The following is an 18672-nucleotide window of genomic DNA, read 5'->3' as shown; positions in this document are numbered from 1 at the left end:
CCGCCCCCCTGCCCCTTACTGCACGTCTCCCGGCGGTATCAGGCGCAGGCAGTCGGTCACCGCCACCACACAGTTGCGCCCCAGGCTCTTCGCCCGGTACAGCGCCGCATCCGCCGCCGCCAGCAGTTGCTCCAGCTGGTCGCCGGGCTCGAAAGCGGCGAAGCCGATACTCACCGTGACCGCCACAGCCGTGCCATCGGCACCCGCGATCTCGATCTCCGCGATCCGCTGCCGCAAGCGGTCGGCCAGCTCGCGAGCCCCTTCCGGCAAGGTCCCCGGCAGGACGATGACGAACTCCTCGCCGCCATAGCGCCCCACGATGTCGATCTCGCGCACGCTCGCGGCGCAGGTCTGCGCGACCATCCGGATCGCCTGATCGCCCAGGGCATGTCCGTGCTCGTCGTTGATGGCCTTGAAATGATCGATGTCGACCATCAGGACCGCCAGCGGCTGGCCGAATCGCTCCGCCCGCCGCCGCTCCTGTTCGGCGCGCTCGATCAGATAGCGGCGATTCGCAATGCCCGTCAGCGCGTCACGCTGCGCCAGCTGCCGCAGATCCTCTTCGCGCCCCTTGCGTTCGGTGATGTCCTCGCGAACCGCGACGAAATGCGACACCCGGCCGAAGCGGTCACGCAGCGGCGAGATCGCCATGTTTTCCCAGTATTCCTCCCCGTTCTTCCTGCGGTTGCATACCTCGCCCCGCCATACGTTGCCCGAGAGGATCGTCTGCCACAGGTCAGCATAGACGTCGCTGCGCGTATGCCCGGCGCTGAACATCGCAGGACTGCGTCCGAGGATCTCGCTGCGCGAATACCCCGAGGTCCTGAGGAAGGCGGCATTCACATATTCGATCCGGCCGCGGTTGTTCGTGATCATGATCGCGGTCGGGGCATGATCGACCGCCGCCTTGTAGGTTTCCAGCGTGTACTCGCTGACCGGAAGCTCCACATGGCTGAAATCCGGCATCTCCCCGGTGGAAAAATCGGCTGGCGGCGGAAAGCCCCTTTCCGCCCCCTCGGATCCGGATTGCAAGTGCTCGCCCGCAGTGCGCATCAGGGGCCATACCGCCCATGCGACGACCACCGCGAGCAGCATCAGGGATAGGCCGAGAAAAGGCATGAAGATGTTCACTTCCGTTGCGGCACCACCGAAACCGTCGGCCGCAAACACGCCATCCAGCATCCAGAGCCCCAGCGCCGTGAGCGCTATGAACGCCACCACGAGAAAAATTTTCAGCGACGTGCGGGAAGAAGCCATCAGCCCTTGGAGCCCGGTAAACGAGGAGAAACCATCCACATACCGCAATGATAGTAGATAGCCCTGAGCCAATGCCAAATAAATTTTCCCCATGAAGATAGTGGGGCTTTTTACCCGCACGGACTCCCGCAGCGGCGCGCGAACGCCAGGCGCCTTGCGCTAACATGCGGTTCCCCCGCCACACTCGCGACGCCACACCCGGCGCCGGCAACGATGATCGACTCCACGCACGAATTCGCCCTGTTCGACGACAACCAGGACGGCCAAGGCGACCTTCTCCTGACACAGCCCGAGGAGATCATCCGGTGCTCGACGGCAGGCGAGATCGACGACTTGTTTCACGCGATCGAACGTGCCCGCCAGGGCGGGAAGTGGGTCGCGATCGCCGCCCGCTACGAACTCGGTTACGCGCTCGAACCCCGCTTGCGGGCGTTGCTGCGCGATGACGGCGCCCCCCTCCTGACGGCATGGGTGTATGGTCGCGCCGAACGGCTTTCCGCGTCGGAAACCGACGCACGCATCGCCGCAGCGCTGGACAAATGCGACGAGCACACCCGGCTTGGCGGGGTAATGGACCTGCAGCGCGAAAGTATTGAAGAAGACTACTTGCGCGCCGTCCGGCACATTCGCGACTACATCGCCGCCGGCGACTGCTATCAGGTGAACTTCACCTTCGCGCTGCGCGGGCGGCTCTACGGCTCGCCCCTGGCCCTTTACCGCGCCTTGCGCGCAGCCCAGCCGGTTCGGCACGGCGCACTGATCTGCCACGCCGACGGCGCAGTCCTCTCGCGCTCGCCCGAGCTGTTCGTGGAACGCCGCGGCGAACGCCTGCATTGCCGACCGATGAAGGGCACCGCGGCCCGCGACAGCGATCCGGCGGCACTGGCGTCGTCGGAAAAGAATCGCGCCGAGAACATCATGATCGTGGACCTCATCCGCAACGACCTGGGCCGCCTCGCGCCCAGCGGCGGCGTGCGGGTCGAACGGCTGTGCGAGGTCGAGCCCTATCCGAGCGTGTGGCAGATGACCTCGACGGTCGTCGCGGAACCCGTCAAGGCCGGCCTGGGGGAGGTGTTCCGCGCCCTGTTTCCCTGCGGATCGGTCACCGGCGCGCCGAAGATCCGGGCGATGCAGATCATCCACGAACTCGAGACGGCGCCGCGCGGCATCTATTGCGGCGCACTGGGATGGATCGCGCCCGATGGCGATTTCCGCTTCAGCGTGCCGATCCGCACGCTGGAGATCGGGCGCGGCGGCGACGCACGGCTCGGACTGGGCAGCGGCATCGTCGCCGACTCGGAACCAGCAGCCGAATGGGCCGAGTCCCTGCTCAAGGGGCGCTTCCTCACCGATCTCCGACCGTCATTCGGCCTCATCGAAACGTTGCGCTGCGAACCGGATGCGGCCGAGCCCTATCCGCTGCTGGCCCGCCACCTTGCGCGCCTCGCCCGATCCGCCGCCGCATTCGGCTTCGCCCTGGATGCCGACGTGATCGCCCGCGCGCTGCTCGACAGGGCGAAGACCCTCAGTGGCCCGCAGCGCGTGCGCCTGGAGCTCGCTGCCGACGGCAGCTTTGCGCTATCGGCCGCCCCCCTCGGGGACGGCACGGCGGCAACACCGACCGTCGTCGTATCGAAACGCAGGATATCGAGCGCGGATCCCCTGTTGCAGCACAAGACCACCGCCCGCGAGCTCTACGATGCGGAGCTGCGCGGCGCGATGGCGCGGGGCCACTTCGATGCGCTGTTCTTCAACGAACGCGACGAACTTGCCGAAGGTGCCCGCACGAACGTGTACCTGGACCTTGGCGGAGACTGCCTGCTCACACCACCGCTGCACTGCGGCGTGCTGGATGGCGTTTATCGGCGCAAGCTGCTCGACGAAGGGAAGGCCCGCGAGCAATGCCTGACCCGGGCGGACCTGTCACGCGCGCGGGCCATCCTGTTGTCGAATGCAGCCCGCGGCCTGTTCCGCGTCGAACTGGAGCTCAATGAGTGAGGCAGCGCCGGGTCGTGCAGTTGCACGGCAGGAGGCCCCGGCCACCATCAGTGCACATGCAATGATGGTTCCCGGTTCCGACCGCGGGCATGCCCGTCGGCTCGCCCGGTTCGAAGTCCTCGATGCCCAGCAGCTTGAGAAAATGCAGCGCGGCGCTCAAGCCATGGAATACCGTCAGTTCCCCCGAACCGGCGCATAGCCAGCGCCCGTCCATCGAAATCGCATAGCAGGTGCCATCGCGGGGACCGACCGCGTGCACCTGTATCTTGCATCGCTCGCGGCGCCATTGCGGTGCCACCGCAAGTTCCAGCCAGGTTGCGACTTTTCCCTTAATCGCCGTTGCAGCGTCCATGAGAATCTCCCTCCTTTTTTATTTATACCGCCGGATCATTGCAACCCGGTGAAATCGTTATATTTTTTACAAGGTTTTATATTAGCAATATCCAATGTGAGCATTCAATACAGGAATCACCATATATTCCTTCGGACTTGCCCGGTCTGGGCATCCGCGCAAGGATTTCGGGAAGCCATCTTCTTCAAGGCGCGCGCGCTGGCTATACTTTTCGACTCGCAACCGAACCTCGCCAACCATCCGGGATGAACGCATGAAACTCGAAACGCTTGCCGTGCACGGCGGTTACTCGCCCGATCCGACCACCAAGGCGGTGGCGGTGCCGATCTACCAGACCACCTCCTACGCATTCGACGACACCCAGCACGGCGCCGACCTGTTCGACCTGAAGGTGCAGGGCAACATCTACACGCGCATCATGAACCCGACCCAGGACGTGCTGGAAAAGCGCGTAGCGGCCATGGAAGGCGGTATTGCCGCGCTGGCGATGGCTTCGGGGATGGCGGCGATCACCGCATCGATCCAGACGATCGCGGAAGCCGGCGACAACATCGTCACCTCCAGCACCCTGTATGGCGGCACCTACAACCTGTTCGCGCACACGCTGCCGCAGTACGGCATCGAGGTGCGCTTCGCGGACTACCGCGATCCGGACGCCTTCGAGCGCCTGATCGACGCCCGCACCAAGGCAGTGTTTTGCGAGTCGGTCGGCAACCCGCTCGGCAACATCACCGACTTCGAGAAGCTCGCGGAAGTGGCCCACCGCCACGGCGTGCCGGTGATCGTCGACAACACCGTGCCCTCGCCCTACCTGTGCCGGCCGTTCGAGCATGGCGCGGACATCGTCGTGCATGCGCTAACGAAGTATCTGGGCGGCCACGGCAATTCGATCGGCGGCATCATCGTCGATTCGGGCAAGTTCCCCTGGGCCGAGCACAAGGAGCGCTTCAAGCGCCTCAACGAACCGGATGTGTCCTACCACGGCGTGGTCTATACGGAAGCGCTCGGGCCGGCGGCCTACATCGCGCGTGCGCGCGTGGTGCCGCTGCGCAACATGGGCGCGGCGATCTCGCCCTTCAACGCCTTCCTGATCCTGCAGGGCATCGAGACGCTGGCGCTGCGCATGGACCGCATCTGCGAGAACGCGGTGAAGATCGCGCGCCATCTCACCAATCATCCGAAGGTCAGCTGGGTGAACTACGCGGGCCTGGAAGAGCACAAGGACTTCCCGCTGGTGCAGCGCTACATGGGCGGCCGTGCGTCGGGCATCCTGAACTTCGGCGTGAAGGGCGGCCGTGAAGGCGGCGGACGCTTCCAGGATGCGCTGAAACTCGTGACGCGCCTCGTGAACATCGGCGACTGCAAGTCGCTCGCCTGCCATCCGGCCTCAACGACTCACCGCCAGCTCTCGCCCGAGGAACTGGTGCGCGCCGGCGTCACCGAAGACATGATCCGCCTGTCGGTGGGCATCGAGCATGTCGACGACCTGATCGCGGACCTCGATCAGGCGCTGGCTGCGGCCTGACCACTACACCCCCCCGGCCTTAGCCGGGGGGCCGCGATGCGCCGCCCGAACGGGCTTGCCCCGGCTCCCGCGGCGCTTCTTTTATTCAGCCACCCACCACGATCTGATCGATGAAACGAGCGAGCGCCACGTCACGCTCGGTGAGCCCGCCAGCGTCATGCGTCGACAAGGTGATGTCGACGCGGTTGTAAACATTGAACCACTCCGGATGATGATCCATCTTCTCCGCCTTCAGCGCCACGCGCGCCATGAAGCCGAAGGCGGCGTTGAAGTCCTTGAAGCGGATGCTGCGCGTGATCGCGTCGCGTCCCGGCGCCAGTGCCCAGTCGGATAGCGTCGCCAGCGCGGCGGCACGTTCGTCGTCACCAAGTTTCGGAATCATGATCTTCTCCGGTTGATGCACGTGCGGGTGCCGCGGCGCTGTCACTTCAGCGAGAACATCGTGCGCCGCGCGGCACCCTCCTCGCCCGCCTTCTCGCCGCCCGCGGCCTCGACCTTGGCGCCGAGCAGGAACACCCGCTCTGCGGGCACCTTGCCGTCCTCGAGCAGCTTGTCCTTGATCACCTGGCCGCGCTGCAGTGCGAGCTGACGCAGCGCCTCTTCGTCGACCTTGGTGTTGGCGAGGATCAGGGCCTCCATTTCCTCCACCGGCAGGTCCTTGAGCAAGCCGATCGCGTTGCGCGGGCGCTTGAAATCCGCGTCGCGATAGACCTTCCTGAGCCAGGTGGCGTACTCCTCCGGCGTCAGCGTCAATTCGTCGAGCGACGGCGCCTCCTCACCCTTGCGCACCATCTCCTTGAGCTTCGCCGCCCTGACGCTGCGCTCCATCTGCACGCGGCGGAGGCCATCGGGATCGGTCGCGGGGTCGGCGTGGGCGGTGATCTCCAGCTTCAGGGCCGGCCGGTCGGCCAGGGCGCGCGCCAGCGTCGCGACCTTCTCGGCGGTTGCCGTATCGAGGCTCGTGCGACCCGGCGCGAATTCGACGTAGGACAGCTCCTCGCCGCCGCCGAACATTGAGCCGAGCAGCGAGAACGGCGCCGTCAGCGCCTTGCCGATGAGGTTGATGATCGCCTTGATGACGATGCCGGCGACGCTGAACTCCGGGTCGTCGAGCGAGCCGCCGATGGGCATGTTGAGGTCGATCTCGCCACGGCTGTTCTTCAGCAGCGACACCGCGAGCTGCACCGGCAGGTTGAGGGCCGTGGGGCTGTCCACCTTGTCGCCGAAGGTGAGCTGGTCGAGGAAGATGCGGTTGGTCGCGCTGAGCTTGCGGTCTTCGATCTTGTAATGCAGGTCGGCCGACAGCTTGCCCTTGTCGATGCCGTAGCCGACGTACTTGCCCGAATACGCCGAGACGCCGGTGAGCTCGAAATCCTTCACCGACGCGGCGATATCGAGATAGCGATCCTGCCGGAAGGGGTTGAGCTGGCCGGCGACGGTCACGGGGGCGGCATTGTCGACCTTGCCGCGCAGATCGAGCTTGGCGATGGTCGACGGATCGGACGACAACCCGACGAGCTCGCCCTCCATGCCGGTGAGGTTGGCATCGTAGTTCGGACGGATGAAGCGGTCGCTGAACTCGATGTTCCCCTGCTTGATCGCGACCTTGCCGATGGAAATCGGTGGAGGCGGCGCGCTCGGCGGCGGGAGCGTCACCTCCGCCTTGCCCGACGCCGACGGCGCAGGGGCCGGCGCGGGGACTGGCGGCACTTCGCCCGGCGCGGGCGTGGCAGCGGGCGGCGTCGCTTCCGGCGCGTCCTGATGACGGATCTCGCGCAGGTTGAGCCGACCCTGCTCGTCGAGGATCAGGCGCGTGTAGAAGTCGTTCAGCGAGATCTCGTTGACGGCGACCGCGAGCGGCGCGAGGCGGAAATCGATGCCGGTGACGGCGAGCTTCTTCCAGCGCAGGAAATCCGCGGCCTGGGTCTTGTCGATCGATGAGAAGTTGTCGACGCCGACATCGCCGCGGAAGCTCGCCTTGAAGCTGCCGTCCCGCACCTGCTCGAACGCCAGCTTGCCGCGCGTGCCGAGGTTGCCGCGCGCGATGGCGATGTTGAGCTGTTCGACGACGTAGGGCTGCAGCGGGAGGAGATCGACCGCCTTGAGATCGAGGTTGAGATCGCCCTTGAGCGGCTCCATGCCGACGACGCCCTTCACGCCGACACTGCCACGCTTGTTCACACGCGCCGCGAGGTCGAGCTTGGCCGTGGAGCCCTTCACCGTGCTGATGCCTTCCGCACCAAGTTTGATCGCTTCGGCGAGCAGCACGATCGGCGTCCCCTGGGTGCGGTCCTCGAAGCGCGCAGCCCAGCCGTCGAGGGCGAGCCTGTTCACCGTCACGCCCCAGGGTTTGGCTGCCCCGTCGTCAACGGACGGCTTGCCGCCCTTCGCAGGTTTGGCGGCCTTGGCCGGTTTGACTGCGGGTGCGGCCTTCGCGGGCTTCCCCTCGCCGACGAGGCCGAGGACATCGAGTTTGCCCTGCTTGTCCCTGACCGCTGCAAACGCGGCCCCGTTCGATTCGATGCTGCCGACGCTCACGCTGCGGTCGGCCGGTACGACCTTGACGTCGTTGACGGCGAAACGTGCGAGCTTCGCGACGGGTTGTTTCTGCCCCTTGAGCGCGAGTTCGAACTCGCGCAGGACCAGCGCGTCGGCGAGCAGGTCGAGCTGCGGTTCGTCGCCGGCCATCCTGAGCTTGTACTGCACGGTCGCGTCGACGCGGCCGGCGCGGACGTCGCCGCCGGGGAGCTGGGCAGCGTAGTAGGGCAGGTAGCGCGAGACAAGGAAGTTCTCTGCCGCGATGCGGCCCTCGACCTCGAGCGGACTCAGGCGCACGCGGTCGCGATGGCTGCTCTTCTCGCCGGCGTCCGTGGAGAAGTCGAGGGCGAGTTCGGCGACGGCTTCCGGCGCAGTGCTGACGTTGCGGGCCTCGAACTGCAGGTCCTTGATCTCGGTGCGGAAAGCCTCGCCGCCACTGTTCGGCCCGCCCGCCGCGCGGTCCTCGACGCGGATGGTCGCACCCGTGATCGTAGCCTTGTCGAGCGTGAACACCAGCGGAGCGGCTGCCGCCGGGCTCGCCACGGGCGCTGCGGCGGGGGCTGGCTGAGGTGGTGCGGCCTCAGGCGGGCTGGCCACCTGCGTGGCGGCGGGTTCGGGCGCGGCTGCAGCAGGCTCTTCCGCAGACGGCGGAGGTAGGATCTCTTGGAAATTCAGGCGTCCGTTGCCGAGGCGCACGACGTCGACGGTCGGTTGCGCGATCTCGAGGCGGTCGAAATGCAGCTTGCGCGCGAGCGGCTGCACGTCGGTAAGGCCGAGCGAGAGCGTGGGAATGTTGAGCAGCGGAGCGCCGTTGGCGTCCTGCAGCGTGATCGCGGCGAAGTCGACCGATCCTTTGAGGGCGACTTTCGGCGTTTCGCCCGCGACCTGCGAGAAGGTGAGTTCGAGGTCGGTCGACACGCGCCCTTCGGGCAGCCGGAATGCGGGCTTGAAAGGCAGATAGGCGACATAGGGAGTGAAGTCGAAGCCGTCGAGCTTGAGATCGAGGACGGTATCGCGGTCGTTGGCGAAGGGACGCGTACGCCCCACGAGTTGCAGCGGACGGCCGTTGATCAGCGCGGAGACGACCGGCTCGATGAAGAGTTCGACCTTGACCGGCAGGTTGGAGACGAAGGGCACGCCGATGGTGAGGTCGGTGACTTCATTCTTGACCCCGACCAGCCGATCGTCGACGTGAACCGCGCCGTCGACGAGCTGGATGTTGTTGAGCGAGAACAGCGCCGGCTTGTCGTCCTCGGATTTCGGCCGGGCGGCGAGTCGCTCCTGGACGTCGCTCCAGCTGTGGCGGGCTTCGTCGATCCGCACGAAATTGACGCGCGGCGCCTCGATCCGGATCTCGCGCAGCACCGGCGCAACGCGGAAGATCGACTCGCCTTCAAGGTTCGCATACAGCGAGCGGAACGAGAATGCGCCGGGCTGACCGTCGGCCTCGGCGATGTCGAGCCCCGTCGCGGTGACGGACAGGGCGAACGGGTTGATGTCGATGTCCTGGATCGTGACTTGGCGCCCGAGAATGTCGGAGGCGATCTTCTGGCCGAAATGTCGCACCAGCGGCGGCGCTGCCAGGAAACCGAGCGCGGCGATCACGAGGATGGTGCCGGCCAGCCACTTGGCCGGACGCTTGAGCCGGGCAGAATCGAATCGCGAACTACGAGCCTGTGCCTCGACGGACATGCAAAGCCTCCAAGTAAATACCGGACGGATGGGAAGAACCCTCCAGTCCATGACAGCAATCTAGCAGGCCGCAGCAGGAGTGTGAATCTCGGCCGCGCCAATCCTCGATCCTGAGCCATCGCGCTGTTGCAGGCATGGCGCAAGTGTCTCCGAAAGTATCGGAATTGAATTTGCTGCGCATCGGCGCAGACGGCTGCCGGACCGCGCCTTTGGCGAATTGGTTGGACACACGAACGGTTTGACACGCATCAAGGATCCCCCTGCCGGAATTGCGAGAATTCATCCACCCACACAGGAGACCCGCAACCATGAGCCAGATCACTTCCCTGATGACCGACGACCATCGCCACTGCGACGAGACCTTTGCCCGAGCCGAAACTGCGGTGGCCAAGGGCAAGTGGGACGAGGCGAGCGCCGCCCTGGAGCAGTTCGCCAACGAACTGGAGGGGCACTTCGATGCCGAGGAATCCCTGCTCTTCCCGAAGTTCGAGGCCGCCACGGGGATGACCGAAGGCCCGACCAAGGTGATGCGCGGCGAGCATGCCGAAATGCGTAGCGCCCTCGCCCGCATGCGCGAGGCGCTGGCCAACAAGGACAAGGACGATTACGCCGGCGAGTCCGAAACCCTGCTGATCCTGATGCAGCAGCACAATATGAAGGAAGAGAATATCCTTTATCCCATGTGCGACTCGCAGCTGGCAGGCTCCGATGTGGCAGCCGGGTTGAGCGAGCGCCTTCACGCGAGGGCCTGATGAAGAAAACCGTAGACGCGCGCGGCCTTGAACCACCGCAGCCTTTCGAACTGGTGATGGATTCACTGGCGGACCTGCCGAAGGGCGAGAGCCTCCTGCTCCTGCTCGACCGCATGCCCTACCCGCTATTCCGCATCCTGGACCGCGACGGCTACAAGCACGAGAGCCGCATCCGCGACGACGGCGTCGTCGAGATCGACATCCTGAATCCATGATTCCAGACGGACAGACCCTCAGCTACGAAGCGGCGCCCGCCTTCTCGACGCCGCTGCGTTTCTTTCTCACTGCACCGCTGTTCGGCGCAGCAGCGGGCGCGGCCCTGCTCGCCGCGCCGGAGCTGCTCGACTCGCGCTGGACGCCCGGCGCGCTGGCGGTGACGCATCTGGTGGCCGTCGGTTTCATGCTGACGGTAATGCTGGGGGCGCTGTTCCAGATTCTGCCTGTCGTCGCGGGAGCGGTGATTCCGCGCTCGGGAACGGTATCGACCGTCGTGCATCTGGCGATGACGATCGGTGCGCTTTGTCTCGCATGGGGGCTGGGCAACAGCTCACACGCATTTCTGTTGCCGGCGACGGTATTGCTCGGCGGAGGACTCGCGCTCTTCGTGGTAGCCGCCTTCCTCGGGCTGCGACGGATCCCGGTCGCCCAGGCGACTCCCCGCGACCTGCGCATCGCCCTGCTCGGCTTCGTGGTTGCCGTCGCGCTCGGAATCACCCTGGCGCTGGCATTGGGCGGCCAACTCGATCTGCGGCTGCTGACCGTGCTGAAGCTGCACATCGGCTGGGCCCTGCTGGGCGGTGCGGGCGTGCTGCTGGCGGCGGCGAGCTGGGTGGTGGTGCCGATGTTCCAGATCACGCCGAACTACCCGGTGCCCCTCACGCGCTTCTGGGCGATGGGGACGGGGGCAGTGCTGCTCATGTGGAGTGCGACGGTGTATGGCGAACTGGGTTCGGCCGAGTTCGCGCTGTCAGCCGTCCTCGCGGTGCTGTGCGCGACGTTCGCAGTCAGCACGCTGAACTTGCAGCGGCAATCACGACGCACGGTGCCGGACATGACCACGCGTGCTTTCCAGATCGGGATGGGGAGTTTCATCGCCGGGCTCGCCTGCGTGCTCGTCGCGCATCAGTCGGAGCATCAGGTCTGGCCCCTCCTCGCAGGGATATTGATCCTCCACGGCGGCTTCATCAGCGTGATCGTCGGCATGCTGTACAAGATCATCCCCTTCCTGGCATGGCTGCACCTGACGCAGGACGTGGGCAAGGCGCCGAACATGAAGAAGCTGCAGCCCGATACGCCCATACGGCGACACCTGGCGCTGCATGCCGCTGCGCTTGCAGCGCTGGTTGTGGCCGCGCTGGTCGGCAACGAGTGGCTGATTCGCCTCGCGGGTCTGCTCGTCGTCGGCGAATTCGTCTTCCTCTTCGCCAACATCCTCAAGGTGCTCGGCAACTATCGCCGGGCGCACGCCGCCTGAGCGTCGACAGACCGGAGCCCTTTGCCCGGCTCGTCGGCGGTGTGGCGGAATACGCTGCGCGGCGCTCGGGTGGCCTCCTGTACCCCTCTCCCAACGGGATTCCCTTCTCCCCCGCGCAGCGGGACTAGTACCGAAGAACTAGTCCCGCCCCCACGCGACTAGTACTTCACCCCCTGCTTTCGGCGAATGTTCGCCAGCAGTTCCGGGGCATAACCTTGCTTCCAGCATGGAGCGCAGTGCGCTCCGCCCTGGAGGATGAGGAAGATGGCCTCGCAACGCCGCAAGCAGTTCTCCGTTCTGGTGATGAGCACGACCGCATTCACGATGTGTTTCGCGGCGTGGATGCTTTTCGCGGTGATCGGCATCCCGATCAAGGCCCAGTTGGGCCTCAACGAAACCCAGTTCGGTCTGCTGGCGGCGACCCCGGTGCTGACCGGCGCGCTGGTGCGCCTGCCGCTGGGCATGCTGACCGACAAACTCGGCGGCCGTCTGGTGTTCTTTGCGCTGATGGTGGCGACGGTCGTGCCGATCTGGCTGATCAGCCAGGCGACGGCGTACTGGCACTTCCTCCTCGCGGGCCTCTTCGTCGGCCTCGCCGGTGGTTCCTTCTCGGTCGGCATCGCCTACTGTGCGCGCTGGTTCGAGCGCAAGAACCAGGGCTTCGCGATGGGCGTGTTCGGCGCCGGCAACTCCGGTGCGGCGGTGACCAAGCTGGTCGCGCCGGTGCTGGTCGTGGCCTTCGGCTGGGAGTTCGTGCCCAAGGCGTTCGCACTGGCAATGCTCGCGATCGCGATCGCGTTCTGGCTGTTCACCTACGAAGACCCCGAGCACCGCGTGTCGTCGAGCGTGAAGTTCGCCGACCAGTTGCGCGTGCTGAAGAATCCGCGCGTGTGGAAGTACTGCCAGTACTACTCGATCGTGTTCGGCGGCTATGTGGCGCTCGCGCTGTGGATGACCAAGTACTACGTCACCGAGTTCGGCCTCGGCCTCGAGACCGCGGCCCTGCTCGCGGCCTGTTTCTCCCTGCCCGGTGGCGTGCTGCGCGCGGTGGGCGGCTGGTTCTCGGACCGTTTCGGCGCGCACAAGGTGACCTGGTGGGTGATGTGGGTGTCGTGGGTGTGCCTGTTCCTGCTCTCGTACCCGCACACGGAATTCACGGTGATGACCGTGTCCGGCCCGAAGACCTTCGCGATCCATCACAACGTCTGGTTCTTCACGGTGCTGATGTTCACCGTCGGCGTCGCCTGGGCCTTCGGCAAAGCGTCCGTCTTCAAATACATCTCGGACGAATTCCCGCACGAGATCGGCGCGGTGTCGGGGATCGTCGGCCTCGTCGGCGGCCTGGGCGGCTTCCTGCTGCCGATCATGTTCGGCGCCCTGCTCGACCTGACGGGCGTGCGCTCCAGCGCCTTCATGCTGCTCTACGGCGTGACCTGGGTGTCGCTGATCTGGATGTACTGGACCGAGGTGCGCCGCACCGACGTGATGCACGGCGGCGCCGCGGCGACGAAGTGATCCCCCAAAACAACACGAAATCCTGAGTGAGGAGGAAGCATGGCACCTGAAAAGCTCCGCCCGATCCCGCCGGTTCCGGGCCCCGTCCCCGCCGGCGTCGGTGCAGGCAACCGCGGGCGCGGCGCGGACATCGCCGACTGGCGCCCCGAGGACGAGACCTTCTGGGCGCGCGAGGGCAAGCGCGTCGCCAACCGCAACTTGTGGATCTCCATCCCCAGCCTGCTGTGCGGCTTTGCCGTGTGGCTGATGTGGGGAATCATCACGGTGCAGATGGCCAACGCCGGCTTCCCCTTCACGCCCGACCAGCTGTTCTCGATCGCGGCGATCTCGGGCCTGTCGGGCGCGACGCTGCGCATCCCGGCGTCCTTCTTCATCCGCATCTGCGGCGGTCGCAACACGGTGTGGCTGACGACCGCGCTGCTGATGATTCCGGCGCTGGGCACCGGCATCGCACTGCAGGACAAGAGCACGCCGCTGTGGGTGTTCCAGCTGATGGCCCTGCTGTCAGGCATCGGCGGCGGCAACTTCGCCTGTTCGATGGCGAACATCAGCACCTTCTTCCCGAAGCGCCTGCAGGGCACGGCGCTGGGGCTCAACGCCGGCCTCGGCAATTTCGGCGTCACGACCTCGCAGATCCTGATCCCGGCGGTCATGACCATCGGCGTGTTCGGCGCGCTGGGTGGCGATGCGCTGCCGCTGGCGAAGGACTCCGCGACGCTGATCGGCAAGATCTCCGCCGGCACGCCGACCTGGGTGCAGAACGCCGGCTTCGTGTGGCTGGTGCTGCTCGTGCCGCTGGCGGTGGTGGGCTGGTTCGGTCTCAACAACCTCCGCACCGTCTCGCCCAACATCGGCTCGACTGGCGCCGCGATGGGCAAGATCCTGACGCTGTACGCCGTGGCGCTGGTCGTGTCGGGCGTCGGGCTCTACCTCTACCTGCCCGCGCCCAGCGGCCTCGGCCTGCTGTCGGGCAACGGGATGTGGGCGGTGCCGCCGCTGGTGACGATCGGCACGCTGTTCGGCATGAAGGCGGTCGCGACGAGCGACGTGAAGGCCAACCTCGACAAGCAGTTCGCGATCTTTCGCAACAAGCACACGTGGTCGATGACGGCGCTGTACCTCGTGACCTTCGGCTCCTTCATCGGCTTCTCGATGGCCGTGCCGCTGTCGATCACGGTGATCTTCGGCAACACGCACGTGTTCGACCCGGCGACCAGCGCCTGGGTGCATGCGAAGAACCCGAACGCTCCTTCCGCGCTGATGTACGCCTGGATCGGCCCCTTCGTCGGCGCCCTGATCCGCCCGGTCGGCGGCTGGGTCTCGGACAAGCTGGGCGGCTCCATCGTCACGCAGTGGATCTCGCTGGTGCTCGTCGTCGCCTCCGCGGTGACCGGCTACGTGATGCACCTCGCCTACCAGTCGGCCACGCCGGAGCAGTACTTCCTGGTGTTCATGCTGCTCTTCATCCTGCTCTTCGCCGCGTCCGGCATCGGCAACGGCTCCACCTTCCGCACCGTTGGCTTCGTCTTCGACCAGGACCAGCGCGGCCCGGTGCTGGGCTGGACCTCGGCGATCGGAGGCTACGGCTCCTTCATCGCGCCGGTGGTCATCGGCCAGCAGATCAAGGCCGGCACGCCGGAGAACGCGATGTACGGCTTCGCGGTGTTCTACGCGCTGTGCCTCGCGATCAACTGGTGGTTCTACCTGCGCAAAGACGCATACATCCGCAACCCCTGACCCCGAACAGACAGAACAAGAACCGACTTCGAAACGCAAGATTCACAGGAGCAAGCAATGAGTCATTTTCTCGACCGCCTGAAATTCTTCGACAAGGTGAAGGACACCTTCGCCGGCGGCCACGGCATCGTCACCAACGAGGACCGGGGCTGGGAAGACGCGTACCGTAATCGCTGGCGTCACGACAAGGTCGTGCGTTCGACGCACGGCGTGAACTGCACGGGCGGCTGTTCGTGGAAGATCTTCGTCAAGAACGGCCTGGTGTCGTTCGAGATGCAGCAGACCGACTACCCGCGCACCCGCGAGGACCTGCCGAACCACGAGCCCCGCGGCTGCCAGCGCGGCGCGTCGTTCTCGTGGTACCTGTACTCGCCGCACCGCATCAAGCACCCGATGATCCGCGGGCGCCTGCTCGAGGTGTATCGCGCCGAGAGGAAGAGCGGCAAGGACCCGGTCGAAGCCTGGGCGGCGATTCAGGCCGACAGCAAGAAGCGCGACAAGTACGTGAAGGTGCGCGGTCTGGGCGGCTTCGTGCGCACGAACTGGGACGAGGTCAACGAGATCATCGCCGCGGCGAACATCTACACGATCAAGAAGTGGGGCCCGGACCGCATCTACGGCTTCTCGCCGATCCCGGCGATGTCGATGATCTCCTACGCGGCGGGCGCGCGTTACCTGTCGCTGATCGGCGCGGCCTGCGGCTCGTTCTACGACTGGTACTGCGACCTGCCGGCGGCCTCCCCCCAGACCTGGGGCGAGCAGACCGACGTGCCGGAAGCGGCCGACTGGTACAACTCGACCTACCTCATCATCACCGGCGCGAACCTGCCGATGACCCGTACCCCGGACGCGCACTTCGCGACCGAAGTCCGCTACAAGGGCGCGAAGATCGTGTCGATGGCGCCGGACTACGCGGAGTACGTGAAATTCGCCGACCTGTGGATGCCGGTCAAGCAGGGCACCGACGCCGCGGCCTTCCTCGCGATGGGCCACGTGGCGCTGAAGGAATACTTCATCGAGCGCCAGGAGCCGTACTTCATCGAGTACGCGCAGAAATACACCGACCTGCCGATGCAGGTGATCCTGCGTTCGCACGACGGCGCCTTCGTTCCAGACCGCAACCTGCGCGCGTCCGACTTCGACGACCTGCTGGGCGAGACCAACAACCCCGACTGGAAGACCATCGTCTTCGACGCGCGCACGAACTGCTACGTTGCGCCGAACGGCTCGGTGGGCTTCCGTTGGGGCGAGGAAGGCAAGTGGAACCTGCTCGCGAAGAACGCCGCGAATCAGCAGGACATCGACGCCGAGCTGTCGTGCATCGACAAGCGCGACGACGTCGTGTCGGTCGGCTTCCCGCACTTCCAGCCGGGCGAGCCGGGCCTGCTGTACCGCAACGTGCCGGTGCGCAAGCTGACCCTGGCCTCCGGCGAAACCGTGTTCGTCGCCTCGGTGTTCGACCTGCAGGTCGCGCAGTACGGCATCGACCGCGGTCTGGGCGGCAAGAACGTCGCGACGTCCTACGACGACGCGACCGTCGCCTACACCCCGGCCTGGGCAGCCAAGGTCACCGGCGTGAAGGCCGCCGACATCGAGCGTACCGGCCGCGAGTTCGCGCAGAATGCGGCCAAGACGCGCGGCAAGTCCATGATCATCATGGGCGCGGCGATCAACCACTGGTACCACAACGACATGCAGTACCGGTCGATCATGAACCTGCTGCACATGTGCGGCTGCGTCGGCCAGAGCGGCGGCGGCTGGGCGCACTACGTGGGCCAGGAGAAGCTGCGTCCGCAGGCGGGCTGGGCTCCGATCGCGTTCGCAACCGACTGGCAGCGTCCGCCGCGCCACCAGAACTCGACCTCCTACTGGTACTTCCACACCGACCAGTGGCGCTACGAGACCATCGACGCCGACGAGCTGCTGCAGCCGGCCGCGAAGGGCAAGTACAAGGGCTACAAGCTCGCCGACTACAACGTCGCCGCGACCCGCATGGGCTGGCTGCCGTCCGCCCCGCACTTCAACCGCAACCCCCTGGAACTCGTCGCCGAAGCCGAGAAGGCCGGCGCGACCGATGAAGCCGGTATCGCCAAGCACATCGTCGAGCAGCTGAAGTCGGGCAAGCTCGACGTCGCCTTCGCGGACCCGGACGCCGAGGAGAACTGGCCGCGCAACCTCTTCGTGTGGCGCGCGAACCTGATCGGCACCTCCGCGAAGGGCCACGAGTACTTCCTCAAGCACCTGCTGGGCGCGCAGAACGGCGTGCTGCAGGAAGGCGGCGACGGCAAGGGCACGAAGGAAGTGAAGTGGCGCGAGGAAGCGCCCGTCGGCAAGCTCGACCTGATGGTGGACATCAACTTCCGCCTGAACTCGACCGGTGCCTACTCCGACATCATCCTGCCGACGGCGACGTGGTACGAGAAGAACGATCTCAACACCACCGACATGCACCCCTTCATCCACCCGCTGTCCGAAGCCGTGACGCCGGGCTGGGAATCGAAGTCGGACTGGCAGATCTTCCGCACGATCGCGAAGAAGTTCTCCGATCTCGCCGAGAAGCATCTGGGCGTCGCGAAAGACGTCGTCGCACTGCCGATGCAGCACGACTCGCCGTTCGAGCTCGCGCAGCCGCTCGGCCAGGTACGCGACTGGAAGAAGGGCGAATGCGAGCCGGTGCCGGGCAAGACCATGCCGCTGCTGAAGGTCGTCGAGCGCAACTTCGCCGACACCTACAAGAAGTACATCGCGCTCGGCCCTCTGATGACCAAGCTCGGCAACAACGTGAAGGGTCTCGACTGGAACACGGACGCCGAGTACGAAGAGCTGAAGAAGTGCAACTACACGGTGCAGATCCCCGGCATCTCCTACGGCATGCCCTCGCTGGAAGAGGACATCTCGGTGTGCGATGCGGTGATGCGCATGGCGCCCGAGACCAACGGTGAAGTGGCGCACAAGTCGTGGTCGGCCCTGTCGAAGAAGACCGGCATCGACCACCACCACCTGTACGCCGGCCGTCACGAGGACAAGATCACCTTCCGCGACATCCAGGCCCAGCCGCGCAAGATCATCACCGCGCCGACCTGGTCCGGGATCGAGTCGGAGACCGTCAGCTACACCGCGGGCTACACCAACATCCACGAGCACATCCCGTTCCGCACGCTCACCGGCCGGGCGCACTTCTACCAGGATCACGAGTGGTTCCTCGACTTCGGCGAGGGCTTCTGCGCCTACCGTCCGCCGATCGACATGAAGGCCCAGAACGTGATCCCGGACTCGGTGCGCAAGAAGCCGCACCTGACGCTGTCGTGGATCACGCCGCACTCCAAGTGGGGCATCCACTCGTCCTACCAGGACAACCTGCGCATGCTGTCGCTGTTCCGCGGCGGCCCCTATGTGTGGGTGTCCGAGGACGACGCGAAGGAAATCGGCCTCAAGGACAACGACTGGGTCGAGGCGATCAACGCCAACGGCGCGACGATGGCCCGTGCGGTGGTGTCGCAGCGCGTGCCGCGCGGCATGGCGCTGATGTACCACGCCCAGGAGAAGACGGTGAACGTCCCGGGTTCGCCTTCCACGGGCAAGCGCGGCGGCATCCTGAACTCCGTGACGCGCGTGATCGTGAAGCCCACCAACATGGTCGGCGGCTACGCCCAACTGGCGTACAGCTTCAACTACTACGGCACGGTGGGCTGCCAGCGTGACGAGGTGGTGGTGCTGCACAAGATCGCGGATCAGGACATCGACTGGCTGGAGCGCCCGCTGACGCCGGAGCGCGAACAGCAGCGCAATCCGGTCGGCGTCGGGCCCCGCTAACGCACACGAAAGGGTACTT

The 18672-nt window shown here is 65.7% G+C and carries 12 protein-coding genes; 8 read left to right on the top strand and 4 right to left on the bottom strand.

What is annotated here, in order from left to right; translation table 11 throughout:
- Window positions 1-15 precede the first annotated feature (15 nt).
- A complete protein-coding gene (locus GO615_RS21660; protein ID WP_339380102.1) occupies window positions 16-1377 on the bottom strand; it encodes a sensor domain-containing diguanylate cyclase in 1362 nt (453 codons plus the stop codon).
- Between the two features lie 93 nt (window positions 1378-1470).
- Between GO615_RS21660 and pabB the strand changes: the two genes are divergently transcribed.
- Window positions 1471-3255, top strand: a complete 1785-nt coding sequence (pabB, locus tag GO615_RS21655) for an aminodeoxychorismate synthase component I (RefSeq protein ID WP_169131944.1) — start codon at window positions 1471-1473, stop codon at window positions 3253-3255.
- Here the strand turns inward: pabB and GO615_RS21650 are convergent.
- A complete protein-coding gene (locus GO615_RS21650) occupies window positions 3245-3607 on the bottom strand; it encodes a hypothetical protein (RefSeq protein ID WP_169131942.1) in 363 nt (120 codons plus the stop codon). The two genes, pabB and GO615_RS21650, sit on opposite strands and share 11 nt — an antisense overlap.
- A gap of 253 nt (window positions 3608-3860) precedes the next feature.
- Between GO615_RS21650 and GO615_RS21645 the strand changes: the two genes are divergently transcribed.
- Entirely contained in the window at window positions 3861-5132 is a 1272-nt protein-coding gene (locus GO615_RS21645) for a bifunctional O-acetylhomoserine aminocarboxypropyltransferase/cysteine synthase (protein ID WP_169131940.1), read from the top strand.
- Between the two features lie 85 nt (window positions 5133-5217).
- On the opposite strand, the gene GO615_RS21640 is transcribed toward GO615_RS21645, so the two are convergent.
- Both GO615_RS21640 and GO615_RS21635 read right to left on the bottom strand, forming a co-directional pair.
- Complete coding sequence (locus GO615_RS21640; protein ID WP_169131938.1) at window positions 5218-5514, bottom strand: 4a-hydroxytetrahydrobiopterin dehydratase; 297 nt, start codon at window positions 5512-5514, stop codon at window positions 5218-5220.
- A 41-nt stretch (window positions 5515-5555) separates the two neighbouring features.
- A complete protein-coding gene (locus GO615_RS21635) occupies window positions 5556-9362 on the bottom strand; it encodes a DUF748 domain-containing protein (RefSeq protein ID WP_169131936.1) in 3807 nt (1268 codons plus the stop codon).
- Window positions 9363-9670: 308 nt separating this feature from the next.
- Between GO615_RS21635 and GO615_RS21630 the strand changes: the two genes are divergently transcribed.
- The 6 genes from GO615_RS21630 to GO615_RS21605 all read left to right on the top strand — a co-directional run bounded on the left by GO615_RS21630 (window position 9671) and on the right by GO615_RS21605 (window position 18653).
- Window positions 9671-10114 (top strand): hemerythrin domain-containing protein, encoded by a 444-nt coding sequence (locus tag GO615_RS21630; protein ID WP_169131934.1) that lies wholly within the window; start codon window positions 9671-9673, stop codon window positions 10112-10114.
- A complete protein-coding gene (locus GO615_RS21625; protein WP_211167282.1) occupies window positions 10114-10329 on the top strand; it encodes a DUF2249 domain-containing protein in 216 nt (71 codons plus the stop codon). Before GO615_RS21630 ends, GO615_RS21625 begins: the two co-directional genes overlap by 1 nt.
- Window positions 10326-11588: a hypothetical protein gene (locus GO615_RS21620; RefSeq protein WP_169131932.1), complete on the top strand. Its 1263-nt coding sequence runs from the start codon at window positions 10326-10328 to the stop codon at window positions 11586-11588. Before GO615_RS21625 ends, GO615_RS21620 begins: the two co-directional genes overlap by 4 nt.
- Before the next feature lie 264 nt (window positions 11589-11852).
- The gene (locus tag GO615_RS21615; RefSeq protein ID WP_169131930.1) at window positions 11853-13103 is read left to right on the top strand and encodes an MFS transporter; all 1251 of its coding nucleotides are present in this window, start codon (window positions 11853-11855) and stop codon (window positions 13101-13103) included.
- 39 nt (window positions 13104-13142) lie between these two features.
- Complete coding sequence (locus tag GO615_RS21610) at window positions 13143-14840, top strand: MFS transporter (protein ID WP_211167281.1); 1698 nt, start codon at window positions 13143-13145, stop codon at window positions 14838-14840.
- A 57-nt stretch (window positions 14841-14897) separates the two neighbouring features.
- Window positions 14898-18653, top strand: a complete 3756-nt coding sequence (locus GO615_RS21605) for a nitrate reductase subunit alpha (protein WP_169131928.1) — start codon at window positions 14898-14900, stop codon at window positions 18651-18653.
- The last annotated feature ends 19 nt before the right edge of the window (window positions 18654-18672 follow it).

The organism is Aromatoleum evansii (genome assembly GCF_012910805.1).
Classification (GTDB): Bacteria; Pseudomonadota; Gammaproteobacteria; order Burkholderiales; family Rhodocyclaceae; genus Aromatoleum; species Aromatoleum evansii.
The sequence above is the reverse complement of the archived record's forward strand: the minus strand, read 5'-3'. Positions and strand labels throughout refer to the sequence as shown.